18 protein-coding genes are annotated in these 20,036 nt (G+C 45.4%); 4 read left to right on the plus strand and 14 right to left on the minus strand.

Features of this window, described 5'->3' with window-relative positions; genetic code table 11:
- Positions 1 to 27: 27 nt before the first annotated feature.
- A complete protein-coding gene (locus QFZ51_RS11475) occupies positions 28 to 987 on the minus strand; it encodes a DUF5996 family protein (protein WP_429045923.1) in 960 nt (319 codons plus the stop codon).
- A gap of 256 nt (positions 988 to 1,243) precedes the next feature.
- Between QFZ51_RS11475 and QFZ51_RS11480 the strand changes: the two genes are divergently transcribed.
- Positions 1,244 to 1,930: a YoaK family protein gene (locus QFZ51_RS11480; RefSeq protein ID WP_429045924.1), complete on the plus strand. Its 687-nt coding sequence runs from the start codon at positions 1,244 to 1,246 to the stop codon at positions 1,928 to 1,930.
- A gap of 66 nt (positions 1,931 to 1,996) precedes the next feature.
- Positions 1,997 to 2,710: a Crp/Fnr family transcriptional regulator gene (locus tag QFZ51_RS11485; protein ID WP_429045925.1), complete on the plus strand. Its 714-nt coding sequence runs from the start codon at positions 1,997 to 1,999 to the stop codon at positions 2,708 to 2,710.
- Positions 2,711 to 2,788: 78 nt separating this feature from the next.
- On the opposite strand, the gene QFZ51_RS11490 is transcribed toward QFZ51_RS11485, so the two are convergent.
- The 12 genes from QFZ51_RS11490 to QFZ51_RS11545 form a co-directional block, all read right to left on the minus strand.
- The gene (locus QFZ51_RS11490; RefSeq protein ID WP_429045926.1) at positions 2,789 to 3,211 is read right to left on the minus strand and encodes a hypothetical protein; all 423 of its coding nucleotides are present in this window, start codon (positions 3,209 to 3,211) and stop codon (positions 2,789 to 2,791) included.
- A 229-nt stretch (positions 3,212 to 3,440) separates the two neighbouring features.
- Positions 3,441 to 3,944, minus strand: a complete 504-nt coding sequence (locus QFZ51_RS11495) for a DinB family protein (RefSeq protein WP_429045928.1) — start codon at positions 3,942 to 3,944, stop codon at positions 3,441 to 3,443.
- A 111-nt stretch (positions 3,945 to 4,055) separates the two neighbouring features.
- The gene (locus tag QFZ51_RS11500; protein WP_429051580.1) at positions 4,056 to 4,718 is read right to left on the minus strand and encodes a RagB/SusD family nutrient uptake outer membrane protein; all 663 of its coding nucleotides are present in this window, start codon (positions 4,716 to 4,718) and stop codon (positions 4,056 to 4,058) included.
- On the minus strand, positions 4,639 to 5,559 hold the full coding sequence (locus QFZ51_RS11505) for a RagB/SusD family nutrient uptake outer membrane protein (protein WP_429045930.1): 921 nt from the start codon (positions 5,557 to 5,559) through the stop codon (positions 4,639 to 4,641). Before QFZ51_RS11505 ends, QFZ51_RS11500 begins: the two co-directional genes overlap by 80 nt.
- Before the next feature lie 27 nt (positions 5,560 to 5,586).
- Positions 5,587 to 6,012 carry a hypothetical protein gene (locus tag QFZ51_RS11510; protein WP_429045931.1) on the minus strand — a complete coding sequence of 142 codons (426 nt, stop codon included), beginning with the start codon at positions 6,010 to 6,012 and terminating at the stop codon, positions 5,587 to 5,589.
- A gap of 133 nt (positions 6,013 to 6,145) precedes the next feature.
- A complete protein-coding gene (locus tag QFZ51_RS11515) occupies positions 6,146 to 8,722 on the minus strand; it encodes a SusC/RagA family TonB-linked outer membrane protein (RefSeq protein ID WP_429045933.1) in 2,577 nt (858 codons plus the stop codon).
- A gap of 436 nt (positions 8,723 to 9,158) precedes the next feature.
- Positions 9,159 to 12,347, minus strand: coding sequence for a PVC-type heme-binding CxxCH protein (locus QFZ51_RS11520; RefSeq protein WP_429045934.1), 3,189 nt, complete (start codon positions 12,345 to 12,347; stop codon positions 9,159 to 9,161).
- A 40-nt stretch (positions 12,348 to 12,387) separates the two neighbouring features.
- The gene (locus QFZ51_RS11525; protein WP_429045935.1) at positions 12,388 to 13,260 is read right to left on the minus strand and encodes a ThuA domain-containing protein; all 873 of its coding nucleotides are present in this window, start codon (positions 13,258 to 13,260) and stop codon (positions 12,388 to 12,390) included.
- Between the two features lie 40 nt (positions 13,261 to 13,300).
- Complete coding sequence (locus QFZ51_RS11530; protein ID WP_429045937.1) at positions 13,301 to 14,251, minus strand: 2-hydroxyacid dehydrogenase; 951 nt, start codon at positions 14,249 to 14,251, stop codon at positions 13,301 to 13,303.
- Positions 14,248 to 14,736, minus strand: a complete 489-nt coding sequence (locus tag QFZ51_RS11535) for a VOC family protein (protein WP_429045939.1) — start codon at positions 14,734 to 14,736, stop codon at positions 14,248 to 14,250. The genes QFZ51_RS11530 and QFZ51_RS11535 overlap by 4 nt, the downstream gene beginning before the upstream one ends.
- 25 nt (positions 14,737 to 14,761) lie before the next feature.
- Positions 14,762 to 15,928: a mandelate racemase/muconate lactonizing enzyme family protein gene (locus QFZ51_RS11540; RefSeq protein ID WP_429045941.1), complete on the minus strand. Its 1,167-nt coding sequence runs from the start codon at positions 15,926 to 15,928 to the stop codon at positions 14,762 to 14,764.
- Positions 15,929 to 15,947: 19 nt separating this feature from the next.
- Positions 15,948 to 16,832, minus strand: coding sequence for a sugar phosphate isomerase/epimerase family protein (locus QFZ51_RS11545; RefSeq protein WP_429045943.1), 885 nt, complete (start codon positions 16,830 to 16,832; stop codon positions 15,948 to 15,950).
- A gap of 252 nt (positions 16,833 to 17,084) precedes the next feature.
- Here QFZ51_RS11545 and QFZ51_RS11550 point away from each other — a divergent pair, with 252 nt between their 5' ends.
- Positions 17,085 to 17,987 carry an AraC family transcriptional regulator gene (locus tag QFZ51_RS11550; RefSeq protein WP_429045945.1) on the plus strand — a complete coding sequence of 301 codons (903 nt, stop codon included), beginning with the start codon at positions 17,085 to 17,087 and terminating at the stop codon, positions 17,985 to 17,987.
- 38 nt (positions 17,988 to 18,025) lie between these two features.
- On the plus strand, positions 18,026 to 18,868 hold the full coding sequence (locus QFZ51_RS11555) for a chromate resistance protein ChrB domain-containing protein (protein ID WP_429045947.1): 843 nt from the start codon (positions 18,026 to 18,028) through the stop codon (positions 18,866 to 18,868).
- A 21-nt stretch (positions 18,869 to 18,889) separates the two neighbouring features.
- On the opposite strand, the gene QFZ51_RS11560 is transcribed toward QFZ51_RS11555, so the two are convergent.
- The gene (locus QFZ51_RS11560; RefSeq protein ID WP_429045948.1) at positions 18,890 to 20,026 is read right to left on the minus strand and encodes an efflux RND transporter periplasmic adaptor subunit; all 1,137 of its coding nucleotides are present in this window, start codon (positions 20,024 to 20,026) and stop codon (positions 18,890 to 18,892) included.
- Between the last annotated feature and the right edge of the window lie 10 nt (positions 20,027 to 20,036).

A 20,036-nucleotide genomic window follows, 5' to 3' on the forward strand; every position in this document is an offset into this window, starting at 1 on the left:
AATATTTTTGCAAAAAAATAGTGGAGTCTATTTGTAACACCCATAGGCAACCTCCAAACGGGAAAGATCGCATTCCAGTGCTGCGCGGTCCCAATGCCCCGTGTTGGCCGCTGCCTCATAGGTCGACTGCATGAACGCGAGCAGCGTCTCCTCCGGATCTGCTGCCTGTTGTACTACTTCATAAGGCAACATAAATTCCCCCATCTCCTGGCTGTAAAAAGCGCCGGCAGGTTGAACAGGTTGTTCGCTGAAAGCAGGGGGAACCGGGTAGCAGTAAGCGTAAAAAACAGCATGCGGATACTGTTCACTGCCAGGCCAGAATCCACAGGAACTCACTTCTTTGGAGTAGGCCTCCCGCATTACCGCTGCCGGCATATTGGGTGCTTCCCCCTGGTGAGGCGGCGCATCCCTCCCGGAGAACCGGGTTACTGCCAGGTCAAAGGCGCCCCAGAAGAAGTGGACGGGGCTGCATTTGCCGGTAAAACGTGTCCTGAATCGGGTGAAGATGTTGTGGATTTTCACCAGGGCCTGCCAGAAGTCCTCCATTTTTTGGCGGTCGTACGACTGGTGAACCTCATCTTTTTCGAACGGAATCGCCTCTGCTATTTCACTGGGCACTGTGTAAATAGTTACATCAATATCCAGTTCCTTTAGTTTTTCAAATAACGCATGGTAAAAGTCGGCCACCGTTCTGGGCCGCAGTTCCACTATTTCTTTTTTGCCGGTACTGGTGATGATGACCAGCTGGTGCTGCATGAAGTTAAAGTCGATCTGGAATATGCCGTGTTGGTACGGCACGCTCCCGGTGCTGAGTCCATCCGGACTCACATACAGTGTTACATGCCACGAGTGGTTTAACCACGGCATTTTCCGGAGTCGGATTTTTCCCACGATCTGCGTCCACAGGTGTACGGTAGCTAAGGTATCTTTCCAGTCGTTATAGGTCAGCACAGGCCATTGATCCTGTTTGGAATTGGCATTTTGCATGGGTGAATGATTGAAGATGAGCAATTCAGTACCCGGATTAACAAATGGGGTGGGGGTAATGTTCCGGGTAAAAGTGACTTTTTGCAATCATTATCTTGAAAAATATCAGTTAAACGGAATCCACCTGCCAGTAACTTTGTTGGTTGCAGGGGAAGAACCATGGTGTCTTCCTCAAAAATTACCGGAGATAATAAATGCTACGCCATATTGGAAGAAAGAGAAATTATAAACACAACCTGCAATTGGCAGTGTTGCTTTGTTTTACAGCGGTATCGTAAATGCGGCTGGTTTTTTTGCCTTCGCTGTGCTAACCACTAATGTTACCGGGCACGCCGCATTGCTGGCTCACAAACTGGCAACCGGCGATCTGCGCGCCGCAAGGATGGTAGGCTTATGGTTGATCCTTTTTCTTGCCGGGGCTTTTTTCTCAAGCTTCTTAACCGGGAAAGCCGGTAAAAACAAACGATGGGGTAACGTAGCGTGTATCGTGATTGAGATCATTATTCTCCTGCAGGTGGGAAGCTTCGGAAGCTCATTTGATCAGTCTATTATCAAAACAGAACTCTTCGCCGGCAGTTTGCTTTTCGCAATGGGAATGCAAAATGCGCTGGTATCCACCATCTCCGGTTATGTTGTCAGAACTACACATCTTACAGGCATGTTCACCGACCTGGGAATCGACCTGTATACACTGGCAGCTGCTCATGGTAAAAATGTGGATCATGTAAAAAAGAAGGTCACACTGCGGCTTGTCATTATCGCCTTTTTCCTGGCTGGAGGAATAGCAGGAGGATACGTGTTCCTCAGATACCAGTACTTCACCTTTTATTTACCGGCTGCCATCCTCGCTATTGCTGTATTTTACGACGTTTTCCGGATCCGCTTGTTTAAATGGATGCGTCGCATAAGAACAATGCCGCATCCGCGAACGGGAATTAGTTGACATTTTCATACCATAAGGGTACCTTTGATGATATTTGCTTTCCCGGATAAATCAGAGGTCGTTTTTATGAGTTTAGCTGGCCTGTTTCCTATTGATAAATGGAATTTCAAATCTCAATCCATTTTAACTGATCTGCCGGAAGATGAGTACGCGGAACTCTGTTCCCACATGGAGGAACAACGATACCGTAAAGGGGATGTGATATTCAGGGAAGGAACAGTAGCGTCAGGTATTTTCTTTATAAAAAAGGGAAAGATTAAAAAGTATCACGTAGACCATAAAGGAAAAGAACAGATAATATACGTCGCCAATAAAGGAGAATTAATCGGATACCATGCAATTTTAGCAGGAGAGCGTTACCCTGATGCTGCGGCTGCCCTGGAAGAATGCCTCCTTTCTTTTATTCCCAAAGAAGATTTTATGGCTACCTTAAACCGGTCGGATGTTTTGCCACGCAGGTTACTGAAAACGCTCAGTCATGAATATACCGTGCTGGCAAACAGCATTTCCGTATTTGCACAGCGGTCTGTTAAAGAACGACTGGCTATAGTATTAATCATTTTACGGGAGAAATTCAAAGAAGAAACTCCTTCCGGAAACGATATCCTGATCAATCTTTCCCGTAGTGACCTGGCCAACATGGTAGGTACCGGCAACGAAAACATCACCAGGTTTTTATCCGAATTTAAAGCCACCGGTATTTTAACGACGCAGGGGAAAAATATTTGTATTAAAGATGTGAAGCAACTGATTAAATTGTCAGGTTATGGAAATATATGATAGCCTGAAACAGGCGCTTATAAAAAAGGGTTGCAGATCGAAAGACTTACAACCCTTCTTTATAACCAGCTGGTTAAATTATTCCACCCAGTAGGTTAACGGCACAACAATATAGCCATCAGATCCAACAGCATCGCTGCTGAGTGTAACAGTAGAGGAAACAGCCCCTTCCCAGTTGCCCGGGTACGCACCAAAGGTATATGTGCCGGCCGGCAGGTTTTCAAATTTATCCTCGTCTTCCTGGCCGCCGGGATAATAGTACACACCAGTGGCTACATTTTTTGCCCAGTAACCGCGTAACCCGGTGCCGCCTGTAACCGGCGCGCCATAAATGTCTACCAGCGTTATACGGACACTAAATTCCGTCAGGATTTTGCTGGATTTTCCGGGAACAATACAATGGGCGCTGCTGATGTCATCATTTCTGCCGGAAGTGGGAGTTGCATTGCTCTGTAATAAAAAGAGTACGGACAGAAAGCTAAGGAAGATTGCTTTTCTCATGGGTTAAAATTTAATATTAGGTTTTCAAATGAGTATTTAAGTTAGAATTTTATTGCTGGATTTTGTAAGATTTTATTGTTAAATCAAGGGATGATAATGTAGCTAAAACAGTCACCTGGCTAAGGGCGTTTATACGCTGGAGATCAGCAATAGAAAAGGAGTAAACAAATTAACACTACATCAAAGGAGGCTTGAACATCCAGTATTTTCAAGCCTCCTTTGATATGGTTCAGCTTTTTTTGCTTTCTTCATAAGTAGGGCCGTATAAACCCGGTACCTTGTTTCCTGTGGCACGCAGGTAAACAATCATTTCACCACGATGATGATAGATATGATTAAAAAGAAATCCCCGTGCTACGATTCCCCTCGGCACCGGACCCAGAATTACCCGTTCTCCTGCTTTCATGGTCCAGTTGTCCTGCAATTTTTCTTCGGTAAGCGATTTTATTGCAGTCCTGGCTTTCTCAACATTACTTTCAAAAAACGCCAGGGTAGCTTTGATATCGTTCGTGTCGCCCCGTTCCGGGCGATCCTTGGCCAAATCATACACGTCCTGCGTGAATGTGCCGGAGTACCAGTGGTAAATGGTGGCAATGTGCTGTGCCAGCTCACCCATCGTCCAGGAAGTTTCAGAGGGTTTGTAACCGAGGTCATCTTCTGGAATGGCTTGTAATAATTTACGTGTGTTATTTACTTCATGTTCGAATTCCTGTGTTAAATATTGCAGTATCATGTCTCATGAATTTTTAATAAAGATAACAAAGAGGATTGATACTAAAATCGATAAGGCACTAAAGAGGACATGCCTCTCCAGTGCCTTACCGGTGTAATCAACTATCCGATATTAATATCCTTTGGTAGGTACCAGGTTGGGGTTATTTCTTAACTCCGTACTTGGTATCGGGAATAACAGTTCTCTTTCCGTTAAAACCGGTCCGTATGAAAATTTATGTCCCACATAGTTATCAAAGCCTTTAGTAGTGAGGTTGAATGCTTTGCGGAGGCGTACCATATCAAACCAGGTAATGTTTTCAAAGCACAACTCGTACCAGCGTTCCCGCCAGATGGCTTCCCGTAGTTGATCTTTAGACAATCCTGCCAACGCCGGTAAGGTAGCCCTTGACCTTACCTGGTTAACCGCATCGTACACTTTTGCACCCGGACCGCTTACTTCGTTGGCAGCTTCAGCATACACAAGCAGGATATCGGCGTAGCGGATCAACGACCAGTTAAGATCACTGTTGGCGGTAGTTGTTTGCGCCGTCACGTCAAAAAGCTTGTAGATAAAATATCCGCCAAGGTCTACCTTCAGGTTCCGGTTGTCCTGGTTGGTGAATTCGGTAAAAAAGAACTGACCTTCCTTGGCGCGCAGATCAGCGGCATCATAGGATCTTACAAAGTCGGCCGTTGCATAAATACCGCCTGTTTCAGCAGAATAGGGCAGAAATATTCTTGTTGTAAGGAATAATGAGCGGTTGCCAGGATCCGGGAATGACCTGTGTTTTATACTGGATCATAAAAATATTTTCCTCTGTATTTTTCTTTGCCGGGTTATGCAAATCACCATAAGTGTCAAATAGTTTAAATTGTTTTGAATCCAATACCTCTGCTGCTTTTTTGGCTGCCAGGTCAAAGTAGGTAGCTCCTTTTTGTAAAGGGTAACCGGCCATTGTCAGATACACCTTTGCCAGCAATGATTTTACGGCTCCCAGCGATACTTTTCCGCTGGCGTCCTTCCAGGGTAGCCCGGCATTTTCCGCCGTTGTTAAATCATCTACAATTAATTTATAAACATCTTCCGGTGCTGCCTGCATGGGTCTTAACTGATCCGACTTCAAATCAACGGGCTCCGTAATTAAAGGAATATTGCCAAACATTTGCACCAGGTTGAAATAATACCAGGCCCGTAAAAAGTGAGCTTGGCCCAGCAGGCTTTTGGCTTCTGCGGCATCCATAGAAATACCTGGTATTTTGCCGATAGATAAATTAGCATTGCTGATGCCTTTGTAATAGTTTCTCCAGTAATTCTCTCCATAAGCATTATCGGCGGTATTGTGGAGGTCTTTTACAAAGTAGCTGTTAACAGCCTGCCCGAGATCAGTACCCGCCTGCCCGGTAGCAAATTCTGTCATGGTCCAGGGGCCGCCGCCAAACTCACCGGACATAGGCTCCCGCAAACTGGCGTAAATGGCATTTACAGAACTCCTTGCGTGTTCTGGCTTTGTAAAATAAGTATCTTCTGTATAGTTGCTGGGATCCGTTTCATCTAAAAATTTCCGGCAACCGCTTATCCATAGTGCGCCGGTTGTTAATACCAGCAGTCCGTATCTTATTGTTGTTGCTTTCATAATTTTTCGTTTAAAGTTTATTCTGTATTATAATCCCACATTAAGACCCAGCATAAATACCCGTGGCTTCGGATAATCGTACAAGTTCAAACCCTGATCGAAAGGAGAGCTGGAGTTGGAAACTTCAGGATCGTATCCTTTGTATTTCGTGACCAGGAAAAAGTTCTGCACGGAAGCATATACTCTCAGGCGACTAAGCTTTAAAGCAGAAACGGTGTTTGCCGGAAATACATAAGCCAGTAACAAATTACGGCCACGGATAAACGATCCGTCGGTTACCTTATGGCTATCGTTATTGGTGGTGTAATAGGCGTTAATAGGGCGTATCTGCGCAATAGGAGTGTTTTGATTGGTTTCCGTCCATGCATTAAGCACGGTTTTATAACTATTGGCAATACCTTGCCGGTCTTCAGCTGAATGTATGCTCCTGTCTAATACATCGTTGCCATACATAAACTGCAGGTCTACGGTCAGCGACCATGATTTATACTGAAAGGTGTTCAGGAAGGTACCATACCCGTCTGGTATACCTTTCCCGATGATGGTCCTGTCTAAATCATTGATGATACCGTCATTATTAATATCCTTATATTTTTACGTCGCCGGGCAGCATATTATATTTCTTTGCCTCGTCAGCTTCCTTGCTGCCCCAGGTGCCGAGATGCATTCTTCCAAAGAAAGAACCAACCGGTTCGCCCACCCTGATGATCCCGTTGCCGGAAGATATATCACCATTGGCCAAAGCAAGTACCCTGTTTTTATTGACAGAAATGTTGAAAGTGGTATTCCAGGAAAAATTATCGTTTTGAATATTAATAGAATTGATGGCAAACTCAACACCCTTGTTTTCCATACTGCCAACATTGGAGAAAATTTTATCACGCCCGCTGGTATAGGGTAACGGCGCATCCAGCAACATACCATCTACTTTTCTGCGGTATAAGTCCAGTTCGAGATTCAGCCTGTTGGAAAATAAACCGAGTTCAAGACCGAAGTCGACCTGCTTTGTTTTTTCCCACTGTAAACCAGGATTGGCGATACGGTCAATACCCACGCCGGAATTACGTGCCCCATTGAAAATTACGCTATAATTTCCCATGCCCGCAAGCGCCCGGTAGGCAGGGATTTCAGAGTTGCCGGTGGCTCCGTAACTAGCACGTACTTTCAAATTGGATATAGCAGCAATACTCTTCATGAAATCTTCTTCTGTTACCCTCCAGGCGAGAGCGGCAGAAGGAAAGAATGCAAACTGGTTATCACTTCCGAATTTGGAAGATCCATCCAAGCGGCCGGTGAAAGTGACTAAATACTTATTGCGGAAACCATAATTTACACGGCCAAAATAAGAATTCAGCCCATTGGCAGTTCCTACTGAAGAAGGAGGCTGAGGGCTGGATCCTGCACCAAGATTGTAATACCGGTAGTACGAATCGGTGAAGCCCTCTGTACTTGCCTGATTTTCGAAACGGTCGATATGCTGCCAGGACACTCCTGCCATCGCATTTAAAGCATGTACTTTTGCAAACTGCCTGTTGTAGGTAAGGTAGTTCTCAAACTGCCAGGAGTTGTACCTGTTGTTATTGATGAAAGCATTTCCGTTGTCTGAAATGTATTGCATTCCCTTGGCGGCGAAATAATCTTCCCGTTGGTTAATGATGTTGACACCAATCGTCGATTTCAATTCCAGCCCTTCCGCCAGGTGAATGTTTGTATACATATTGCCAAGAAGCGTTTGGGTATGCAGTATGGAGATCCTGTCGGCGGATACCCTTAAAGGATTATCGCCGCCCTCCATGCCCGGATAGTCCCTGTTGCTCGCCCACGACCCGTCTGCATATTTTACCGGGATAATAGGCAGCGCTTCCAATACCTGGCGCATCATGGTAATACCGCCTCCATCGAGTTGATCCACCTGTTTTTCCCGCTGATCCGTATAGCTCATGGTACCACCGATCTTTAACCAGTCTTTTATCTGGCTGTCGTATACCACACGGCCGGCATACCGGTCCTGCCAGGAACCCCGCGCCAATCCATCCTGGCTGCGATAGTTCAGGAAAGCGCCTATGCTTCTTTTTTCATCACCATCAGTAAATCCAAGTTGATGATTCTGCGTAAAAGCTTTTTGAAATGCTTCGCCCTGCCAGTCGGTGTCGTACAGCGGGTTTCCCTGTGAATCAAATAATTTGGGATTGGTGCGTTTGGTTTTGGGATCGGTGTATTTTGTTCCCGTTGCCCATCCAACCGGATCATATTTTTGCGCGTTGGCATAAGCCAGATCCTCCACCGCCAGGAACTCTTTTGCATTGAGCAGTTCCAGTTTTTTAGGCAGCACACCAATACTGAAATCCGGATCATACGTGATTCTTCCACCGGCGGAAGTGCCTCTTTTCGTGGTAACAAGGATAACGCCATTGGCTCCCCTGGCCCCATAGATCGCGGTGGAAGAAGCATCCTTCAGTACTTCAATAGAAGCAATATCGTTAGGATTGATATAGTCAATCGGCGTACTGCCATTCCTCAAGCCTACCGGGTTCAGTATCACACCATCTATTACATACAATGGGTTATTGGAAACGCTCAGGGAGCTTGATCCGCGGATGCGAACGTTGGTTCTCCCACCAGGTCTACCGGAGTTGGAAGAAACATTCACCCCGGATACACGGCCGGATAAGCTTTGGTTTAACGAGGAGGCCGGACGTTCCTGTAACGTTTCGGCTTTAACAGTACCAACCGCCCCGGTCAGATCTGATTTTTTGGTCGTTCCATAACCTACCACCACTACCTCATCTATCTTTTTAACCTGCGGAACAAGCTTAATCACCATGTCCGCAGTAACCTTCACTTCCTGGGTAACATAGCCGATATAAGAAACAATCAACACTGCATCTTCATTAACGCCTTTAATGCTGAAGTTCCCGTCGCCGTCGGTAGTCGTGGCCTTATTAACATTCTTTACTTTAATACTTACTCCCGGCACACCAACGCCATTCTCTTCCAAAACCTTACCACGCACATCCATGAGGAATGCAGGTGAATAGTTACCTGTTACCGGATCTTTCGCATGGAGCTGCGGGACTACTCCCGTGAATAAAACAAAAGCGGCATAAATGATTTTTTGGCGTAACGCTGGCATGTTGAAAGTCACCGTGGAAAACTGTTTCATAGTTAAAAAGTTATCAGGTTAATTTGATCGTATCCGTTGTTCCGGATACATTTTTTTTAAGTAGCAGAATTTAAGGGCAGCGTAAAGCTTTCGCAGAAAATGCGTTGTGTTTTTGGTTGAATGATCTATTAGTGTTTTTCAGGCAAATGAGTATGGCTTGTCGGTGATTGTTCTATACTGAATGGTTTTTCATATTCGTGAAAAGGATTAATAGTTGATGCCAGTAGGCGCTACAGTCCATTTCGGGTATCTTTCACTGTTAAAAAAGTAAATGGCGTAATTGGTTTTTAAATCGTGTAACAAATTATATTGATAGTAATCCTAACAATATTAAGTATACGAAATGATACTTCCTTGTGATATTTTCACTAAGTGACGTAGTAAATTAACACCAGCGCCTAAACGCTGAGATGTGGTGAACGGACAGGTGTTTTTATTATCTCTTTTCCATTGGATGTTCTTTAAGCAGTTGCTCTGAAGAATAAAAATCCTTTTTACTTTCTATGCGCTTCCTTACCTGTTTTACTTTTTCCGGAGAAACAGCTGATCCTTTGTTGCCGAACGAATTCCTGACATAGGTTAGCACGGCAGCAACCTCATCGTCTTTTAGTAAGCCGCCGAAAGGCGTCATGGGAACCTGGCCGGAATATATTTTATTGTTTACTTCTATCGGACCTAAGAGTCCTTTCATCACCAGCTTGATGAGTCGCTCATCACTTCCCGTTACCCACCTGGAACCGGCAAGAGGAGGGAAGCCGGAATCAGGAAGACCTTTGCCGTCTGACTGATGACATGTTTTACAGTACCCTTCTATGGAATAAATTTTCTTACCCTGGTTAAACAGTGCCAGCTCAGCACCTTTCAGAGTTGTATTAACATCTTCCTCTTTTCCCTTTTTCACATTTTCCTCATTTAAGTGTGCTACTGCGGTTTCATAAGCATGGATCATCCATTCGTCTAATGGCATTTTTTTAGCTGCTGCTAAAATGGGAAGCCCTTTTTCTTTACCGATCCAGGAAGCGGCCACAATCGCCATCAGGCGTACACGGCTATTTTCGTCGCTTGCCGCCTGCATCAGCAAATCTGCCTGGTCAGGAACCTGGTGTCCTGTATAACGCAGTACCTGCACGGCTGCGGCTCTTGCATGATAATCGCGGGCTTTTAATACCTGTTTTAAAAGCTGCTGATTCACTTTATCCATACCCCAACTCACCCAAAGTCCTTCGAGCAAATGATGCTCATATCGCGGATCGTTTTTATCCAGTTGGGAAACCCAGGTTTGCAGTTTGGACAGTACGGCGGAAACATCCCGTCCTCTCAGTTCGCGGCGGGTTCTGTAGCGGGTCCTGTACTCCGGTAGTTTCAGGTTGTCCAGCAATTCTTCTATGGAGGCTCCCGCTATATTTGCCGGTTTCACCAGGGGCCTCGACGGATAAGTAATGCGGTATACTCTCCCATGGGAGTGATCCCGTAAAGGGTCCCGTGCATTATGCTGCATGTGCCCGATCAGGATGTTGTGCCAGTCGATTACGTACAATGATCCGTCGGGAGCAAACTCCAGATCTACCGGCCGGAAATTGGGGTCTCCGCTCACCAGCAGATCAGCGCGATGACGGCTTTTGTAGCCTGTTCCATCGTCCTGCAGCGTATGTTCTTTTGTTCCGAGGAATCCTATGGTATTGTTGATGAGGAAGTCGCCCTGCACCTCGTCCGGAAAATGGCGGCTGGATACAAATTCAAGGCCGGATGTTGGCCGTACTTTATGTTTATCTTCTATCAGCTGGATCGATTTATGTGTAGCCTGGCCGTACCTGGGCAGTACGGTGCCTGGCAGCATCCAGCGTACATCCGGACTGGAGGTTTCTGCAAAGAAGGGCTGTCCCCAGTCGTCGAAGGCAATACCCCAGGGGTTTGGAATGGAAAGTTGTGCAGTACGTTCCAGTTTCCTGCGACGCGGGTCATACCTGTAAAAGCCGCCGTTAGACGCACGAATAGTCCCGTAGGAAGTTTCTATATGTGTATGAAGAAACACGCCTTCTCCCGAATAGATCGCTCCTGAAGGATCTGCAGTAAACGCATGACTGCTGTGATGTGTATCGTGATCATCAAATCCGCTGAGCAGGATTTCTGTTTTATCCGCTTTATCGTCACCATCCGTATCTGTAAGCAATTTAAGATTAGTTCCCTGGGCAACATATACGCCTTCTGCTGCAATCTCAAAACCGATGGGCAGGTGCAGGCTGTCTGCAAATACCGTTTCTTTATCGGCTTTGCCGTCGTTGTTGGTATCTTCAAGGATAATAATTTTATCATTGGGTTTGGCATCCCCCGGCTTATAGTGGGGATAGCTCGGCATCACGGCTACCCACAGCCTGCCCTTATTGTCAAATGACATCTGCATTGGCTTGGCAAGGTCTTTAAACTGCTCTTCTGAGGCAAATAGCTCAATCTTATATCCTGGTGGCACTTTCAGCTTTGCTACCGCTTCCTCCCCGCTGAGATACCGGAGACTGCCATTTTTAGCGGGGTTATAGTTAGTTTTAACGGGTGGCAGTACTTTGGTATTTTTATCGGCAGCTGCAATATCCATTTTCGTTCCTTTAGCAGCAGCCAGCCAAACCGCGGTGTCCCTGATCGCTGTCATCTCGCGGATCTTTTCTATTTCTGCAGGATAATTATCCGGACCGTAGGGATCATACCGGCGACCATATACATGTACGCCATTGGGAATTTTGTAGTCGTTCAGCCACATCCAGTTTTTTTCCATTACGGCGTCGTGTACCAGCTGCCTGTTAGCTCCTGCGCCCGGGGATGCATTTCCAAAAATCTGGTCTGCCAGCAAAAGCCCCAGCTTTTTATAACCTTCTTCATTCAGTTGAGAACCGTCGATGGTCAAAGGTTCCTTTGCATCCTTATACCATTTTTGGGAAGGGGTGAACGCATCAACAAATAATACGTTATTGCGGGCAGCCACTTCCTTCATAGCCTGGGTATACAAGGCAAGGTTTTCATTTTCTTTCCGGCCGTCCGGCAGGTCATATTTGCCGGAAAGGTTTTCGAAAGCAATGGGTGAAACAATGGCCAGTTGCGGCGCCGAGACGCCATTGTATTTTTGCTTCAACGTCCATTTTATAAATGCATCCAGCTCGGCTTTGTTACTGTCCAGCCCTTCTTTTCCATCAAATGATTCATTATAACCAAAGAAGGCAATGATCACATCTGTTTTGAGCCGGGTAAGCCATTGATCGGGAGTGTCAAAGCGTCCTTCGCTCGGGCCTTCTATTGTTTGAACCTGGCTGGCCAGTTCAGGATGGAATTTCTCTGCACCGGGAAATGCCCAAGGGGAATTCCTGCCGGCATGTGGCCGGAATCCGGGTGTTTCCCCACCATCGCACATGTTGCGGATGTGCAGTTTATATTCCGGGTAACGGAGATACAGTTCCGTTTCAAAATTATCATAATTGATCATCCTCGATCCCAGGTTGTTACCGATCAGGGATATATGGGAGGTATCGGAAATAGTGAGCGGAGCAGGCCCCTGGGATTTGCAGGCATGCAGTATCATTATCGCCAATACTATGGGAATAAAAGGCGCGTAAATGCCAATTTTTAATAGTTTGGACATCTTATTAAACAAGTTTAGCAGCATCAGGAAACGTGAAATACTATTTCGCCTCGCGGTAGGGTACCTGGATATTCATTTTACCTTTCCATTTTCGTGGAATTTTAAGGCCCAGCTCATAGTGAATGGCGTTGATCACCAGGCGCTGAAAGGACTCCTGGCTGAAATCTTCAGGGTGGCCCAGGGTTGTCATAAAAACACGTCCGCCAAAAGCGTTGGTGCCAGTCCAGGCAACCGGGTTTTCAATCGCTTCTTTATCAGGATTTACGGCCTTTCCCATCAGCAACCAGGTAGACCCTTTCACAGGATAATCCGGTAAAACACGGTACAGCCATGAACGCACATGAAAATTCTTTGCAACGCCTGTCAGGATAGGATTGCCGGCCTGCTCAGGAATGATGCGTACATCCGTGCTGCTCTCATGTCCATAATGGGTATGTTTGGCGGCGCCGCCCCATCCGGGAGGTGCATTTAATGCAAATTCTCCAAAGGCGTTCCATTTCTCACTGGCATGCCCCTCCGGAAAATGGAATGCATGCGTGGTGGTACGGAAACCCATAACAGGTTTGCCGGATTTCAGGTAAGCGTCGATATAGGCAAGTTGCTCAGGCGGAAGCCTGCGCCAGCGCAAAAAGAAAACGGCCAGATCTGCATGTTTCAATGCCTCGAGGCCCGGAATATTTTCTTCACTGTTATAATCGGGAGATGCTTTGAGAACGATCGTTTTCATGCCGTAATCTTTCTCCAGCACGGCGGCGATCAAAGGCATGGTTTCTTCGCTGCTGTACTCATGATCACCGGTCACGAAAACAACCAGCGGCTTTTTTATCTCTTTGGAAGATTGTGCAAAGAGCCATCCGGCAGATGTTATACCAGTGCTTACTATGAATAATAAACAAACGCAAAATTTTTTCATTTGAACAGAGATTATGATGACCGTTTGAATACGATATATTTCAAAACAACGCCTTGCGGTTATATATGCTGTCTGGCTCCGGCTCCCCACCGGTAAGCACGGCTACTACATTATTGATGGTAAGCAGGCATATCTGCCGGTAGGTGGCCGATGTAAGACTGCCGGTATGCGGCGTGATAATGGCCCGCGGGTGACGCACTATATCAACGCTCTCAACTGGTGGCTCATCCGGTAATACATCCGCAGCAAACCCCGAAATCACCCCGGAATTTAATGCCTGCAATAACGCCGGATGGTCGATAAGCGCGCCTCTTGCTGTATTGATCAGTAAAGAACCCCGTTTCATTAAACGCAATTGCTTTTCTCCTATGATCTTACCTGTTTCGTTATTGAGTGGAAGATGAAAGCTAACAACATCTGACTGCCGTAATACATCTTCCATGGCCAGGTATTTATAAGGCAGATCCTGAACAGATTTACTCCAGTACACAACCTCCATCCCGAAAGCTTCTCCAAGCCGGGCAACACGTTTTCCTATGTTCCCCATTCCCAGCACCCCCAGGGTTTTGCCGTTCAACTCATCTCCTGCATATGAATTGCGCCAGCTCCAGTTGTTTTGTTTCACCTGGGAAACCGATTCATACATATTACGCATCAGCATCAGCATCAGGCTCAGGGTATGCTCCGCAATAGTGGCGGCATTACTGCCCGGTGCATTAATTACCTTGATCTTTTTTACTGTTGCTGCAGCTACATCTACATTATCCAACCCAACGCCACACCTGGCCACTACCTGTAAATGCGGGAAGGCATCCATGAGTGGTTGAGTGATCAGGCCTTTCCCCCTTGTAATGATGGCATGAATGTCCTCTTTGTTCAAAACCTCCTGTAAGCTAGGTTCGTCGTATCCTGTGAATACATTCACATTTTTCTGAAGAACGGCTAACGCTTCCTCTGCAATGGTTTCAAGCAACAGTACGTTTTTTCTCATTTGTTGTGATATAAGGTGGCATCATCAGACCGGTATCCCCTGAAGTCATTTCTGTTTGAAACATACAACCCTTCTTCATAAAGTTCATCAGTGAATATCCGCGAGTCCACTTCAGCTCCTGGTATGGAAGATATTTCCACCAGGTTGCCGGCAGGATCGCGCACAAACATCTGCATAGCCCCGTCAGGCAGCTTTCTTACCTTTCCCCACGGATGAACATCAATTATATTCAGTGCTTTCATGCGGAAAAAAAGACTGCTGAAATCATCTACCTGCAGACATACATGTCCACGGAAAGAGGTTTTGTCTTCCCATTCGGAGATATGCAATTGCTGCTCATCATTGAATTTGAAAAACATAACAGGGTAATCAAACCGGAAGGCGGCAAGTGGCTCCAGGCCCAATTCATGCTGATAGAAATGACCTGCTTTTTCCAGGTTGTCCACAATCAGTGTTACGTGATTAATTTTAAGTGCTTTGGCCATAAATAAATATTTACAAATACCACTTCTAAACTTTTTGTTTATACTGCCGTACAAAATCCCAGTCTGGCGTTACTCCTAATCCAGGTGCGGTGGGCGCCTGGATGGAGCCATTTGTAACGGTAATCTGTTCCTTCACCAGGTCATACATCATCGGGTTTCCTCCAACGGAGAACTCAATGATGGTTGCGGAAGGCGATGCAAATGCTACATTCAGTCCTGCCATAAAAGAAAAGGCAGAACCCCAGCAATGCGGCGCCAGCTCCAGTTGATGCACACTGGCGAGGTGCGATACCCGCACCGCTTCCGAAATGCCGCCAATGATGGCCGCATCCGGCTGTATTACATCAATGGCCCTTATTTCCAAAAGTGCCTGTATGTCAAAACTGGTATATTCACTTTCACCTGCTGCGATAGGAATATGCGTGGAAGCCCTTACTTCTGCAGTCCCTTTTTTGTTATCAGGACTGATAGGTTCTTCAAACCAGTACAAGTTACAATCTGCTACTCCCCGGCAAAATTGTTTCGCTTCGGGAACACTGAAGGTACCGTGTGCGTCAGCCATCAGTTTAATATCAGGACCGATAGCGGCTCTCGCAGCTTTTACCCTTTCAATGCTGTTTTGTACGGTCTGATCCATCACGCCAACACGCATCTTAACACTCTTAAAGCCTTTATCTATATATCCTTTCAACTGTTTGCCAATATTGTCTGCATCTGCCCAGCCACCACTTGCATATGCCGGCATCTGATCCCTGCAGGCGCCACCGAGCAAATCCATTACCGGAACATGCAACATTTTGCCTTTCAAATCCCACAAGGCGGTATCAATGCCGCTCATGGCTGATATAGTAAGGCCCCTTCTCCCAAGGATAGGAAACTTCCGTCCTCTCAGCAATGCATAATGATCCCGTGTGCCATTATACATCTCCTCCCATAACCTGGAAATGTCTTTAACATCCTTACCCAGTAAAGCTGGCTTCAACTCATTTTCAATACAATTCACGATGGAGGCACACACGCCTGAAGATCCAACCGCTGCTTTGGCTTCTCCAAATCCCTGAAGACCGTCCTCTGTAGTTATCACAACAAGCGTCATGTCAAAATTGGCCAGTAATCCATAGTCTGAAGTATGTTGTTTTTCTTTAGGAACAGGACAGCGCAACCAAAATGCCTCTACATTAGCTATTTTCATCTGTTAGCAGTTGACTTCTTTAAATAAGTTTTGATAAAGTATTAAATGATTGGGTAGTCAGCATGGTATAAAACGCTTCTGTAACAGAAGCACTGCCGTGGTCCACCAGGAATTTCGCCTGCTCAGCAGATAAGTTTTCAGGATTTTCATCAATAGAATCCGGGTAAGGATTGGCCGGCGTGCGATCCAGCGAAGCGCAAAATTCCACGGAAAGCACCTCATCATAATTTATTTCCCTCAACGTATCTATGATCTTCTTCCAGTTGAGGTGCCCCATTCCCGGCGCCATCCTGTTGTTGTCCGCCACATGAAAACCAACCAGTTTCCCCTTCGCCCTTCTGATGGCCTCAAACATATCCGCTTCCTCGATATTCATGTGGAAGGTATCCAGGCAAACACCGCAATTAGGCCCTACGGAGGCTGCTAAAGCCAATGCCTGATCGGCCCTGTTGATGAAATAGGTTTCAAACCTGTTGATAGGCTCAATGCCTATCCGGATTCCTGCAGCCTCGCTATAGTCGTAAATTTCCTTTAGCGCACCAACGGCCCATTTCCATTCTTCATCAGGCCTTCCGTCCGGTACAATTTTTCCAACGGTGCAAGGTACAACAGCCACCATGTGACCATCCAGTTCCTTTACCATGGTGATTACATCCTTTACATACTGCACTGATTTTGCGCGTTGCGCCTCATCCCTGGCAAGCAGGTTGCGGTCACCCAGCATCAGCGTTACAGCTCCCCAGCAAGACAAACCATGCGTCTTCATCAGTTCTCTTAAACTTTTCGTATCATAATGTTCGGGGGTGCCGGCAATTTCAAGCCTGGTATATCCCAGCGCAGAAACTCTCCTGATGGTAGTTTCTATCGTTTCAGACCGCATCCAGTTGTGTATCCCTAATTCCATAACGCATTGATATATAAAAGTGGATTAATGTATGCTGCAGATAATAGCTACGTCGAATCATGTGGCATCTGTAAGGCATAAGCCTGCTGGTTTCATAACCGGAACGTTTTTTAAGAATTCATTGTTTCACAAACTTATTCAGACTTCCATTGAAATAAAAGTACTTCATTTGCAAGATATCAATACTATATTTACCATATTTCTGTTTTTTTTGCTTTAGAAAATAAATAGTGTACTAAAGATAAAGACATTATGAAAGTTTCTTATCGACACATATCTACTCCGGAGGATGCCAGTTTTGTAATAAAAGAATTCTGTCAGCCCCGGTTCACCAATACATTTCATTTTCATCATGGGCACGAGCTGATCCTGATTGTAAAAAGTGCGGGCAGAATGTATGCGGGAAACAAAGTGATGAATTACAATGAAGGAGAAATTTATATGTTCGGTCCGGGTTTGGTCCATTGCTTTTGCAATAATAGCTCTGCTGTTGGGGCCGACGAAATAGCGCACGCTATTATAGTGCAGTTTACAGAAGATTTTATCGGGAAGGATTTTTTTGAAAAACTGGAATTGAGAAAGATAAAAGAACTGATGCAGTTATCTGAATACGGCATAAAATTTAATAAAATATCGCCTGTTGTGAATACCCTGTTTTTCCAGTTTCAGGCAAATCAGCAGATGAAAAACCTGATCATCCTTTTACAGATCCTGGACGAATTATCATTGCAGGGCAGGGAAAGTGTTCAACTATTAACAGATGATCCGGGAAAGACACGCTATAAGGATGCAGATTCAAAAAAGCTGGAACCGATATTTAAATATGTACTGGAAAATTATGCTGATCATGTAGATAGCAAATCTGCCGCCTCTCTCGCCTGTATGAACGAAGCTGCATTTTGCCGCTACTTTAAAAAAAGAACCACGAAAACATTCTCACAGTTTGTAAACGAGATAAGGATCAGTCATGCTACAAAGCTGCTGATAGGCACAGGAAATGGCATATCTGAAATATGCTATGCCTGTGGGTTTGATAATATCTCTTACTTTAACAGGCAGTTTAAAATTTACCAGGGAAAATCGCCCAGGGAATACCGTAAGGCATTTATAGAAAGTAATGTAAGCACCCCCAGCTTCCGGCCTACGGGGAACTAAATTGTTCTACACGTAACTATCATAATTAATTATCAGGTATGAAATGGATCACCCGCGAGCGCCCGAAAATAGACAGACTGGCTTGTCCCTGGCTTATAAAAAGATTTGTGGACCAGGCGGCTGAATTTATATACGTGCCGTTCAATGAAGTATTGTCAAAGGCCGCTGAGCTGAACGCCATTCCTTTTGATATAGCCGGTGTGGAATACACACACTATGACGACTTATGTACATTTGACTACATCATAAAAAAACACCACCTTGAAGATCCGGCCATTCACGCGCTGGCGCCAATTGTTCGCGGTGCTGATACCGACCGCCACAACCTGGCGCCGCAAGCTGCCGGTTTATGGGCTATCTCCGCTGGTATGGCGCATGATGAACCAGACGACTATCAGTTGCTGGAAAAAGGAATGTTGTTATACGATTCGCTATACAGCTGGGCAAAATACCTGCAACATGTAAAGCACACGCAGCAACCATTTGAAAGTCAGCTGCTGGACATCTTTAAAAATTTCCTGCAACATGAAAAAGACAGTAAAAAGGTACCTCACTGGGCAAAGGAACTGAAAGAGATCATCCAGGACCAGATAGATACCAACCTGAATCTGAGTCTGAAGGGAATTTCAGAAACTTTACAGGTACATCCCGCCTATTTATCACGGGAATTTTCAAAATATTTTGATGACCTTTCCTTTGGTGATTATATCAGAAAACTCCGGATAGACAAAGCGATACAGCTGCTTTCCACCACGTCGCATTCACTTACGGAAATAGCATATCTCACCGGGTTTTCGGACCAGAGCCATTTCACGCGGGTTTTTAAAGTGCATACAGGCAAAAGCCCTTCTGTCTATAAAAAAAATTTATTGAAGAAGTAAACACCATCAATCTTCAGCAACTTATTCATCTGCCGTATTCTTCATTTTCATTAAAAGAGAATAAGCGCCTTTTATTACATATTCACTGTTGACTGCGGGTGTATTGCCATTCAATATTATTTCCACATATCCATTCTCGCTGTTGCCTGTTTTTACAGGTATCATTTCAAATACATTTTTATCCTTCCGGCAAAAAACATACTCTTTGTTTTCAAAACGTACCACCGCATCCGCCGGCAGCGACCAGGTACTATCATTGGCTGACTCTATATCAGCATTCATAAAAGTTCCCGGGATCAGTGATTTGTCGTATTGCTCAAAGTGGCAATGTACCTGCACACTCCTGTCTGCCGTAAGATCCTGGCCTATCAGTATGATCTTACAATCGTACTTTTTTTCGGGATTGCTGTTGGTAAAAGCCACCACCGTTTGACCGATAGCCAGTTTATTGATGTCTTTCTCAAAAACGGTCAACGCAAGGTGAATATCCGCCGGATTTACTATTTCAAATAAAACATCTGAAGGATTTACATACTTGCCTATGTTCACATTTACCTTCGACACAAAACCATTGATGGGAGAGTGGATATTAACACTTCTGGAAATGCCGTTCTCATCAAGCCTGGAGGCATTAATACCAATCAGTTGCAATTTTTCTGCAACAGATCTGTTCAGTACACGCTGGCTTTTATACTCCGCTTCGGTTTGCTCAAATAATTTATCGCTGGTAGCTTTGCTCTGGTTAAGTTCACGCTGACGGGCATATTCTTTTTCCAGGTACGCCAATTTCGCTTTTGAAGTGAGATAATCCTGCTGCAGCTGAATAAACTGTTGATCCTCCATAACGCCGATTACTTCTCCTTTGGTAACATGCATACCGGGAAGTAACGTGGTGGATTTTAAAAAGCCCCCTAACGGGAAACTGATGCTGACCATATTCTGCGGGGGGACATCAATCTGCCCGTTTACCCGGATTGCAGCAGCAATACGCCTTTTCTCCAGGTGCCCGGTTTCTATGCCCGCATTTTTTTGCTGGGCATCCGTCAGTTCAATGAGATTTCCTTTATCGCCGGCCGGTGCTTTTTCTTCCTCCTTCGGTTTGTTGTTACATGCCGCCAGTAAACAGGATGTAGCTAATATGATGATGTATTGTTTCATGAATTTTATA

The sequence above is a fragment of the Chitinophaga sp. W3I9 genome (assembly GCF_050434025.1).
Classification (GTDB): Bacteria; Bacteroidota; Bacteroidia; order Chitinophagales; family Chitinophagaceae; genus Chitinophaga.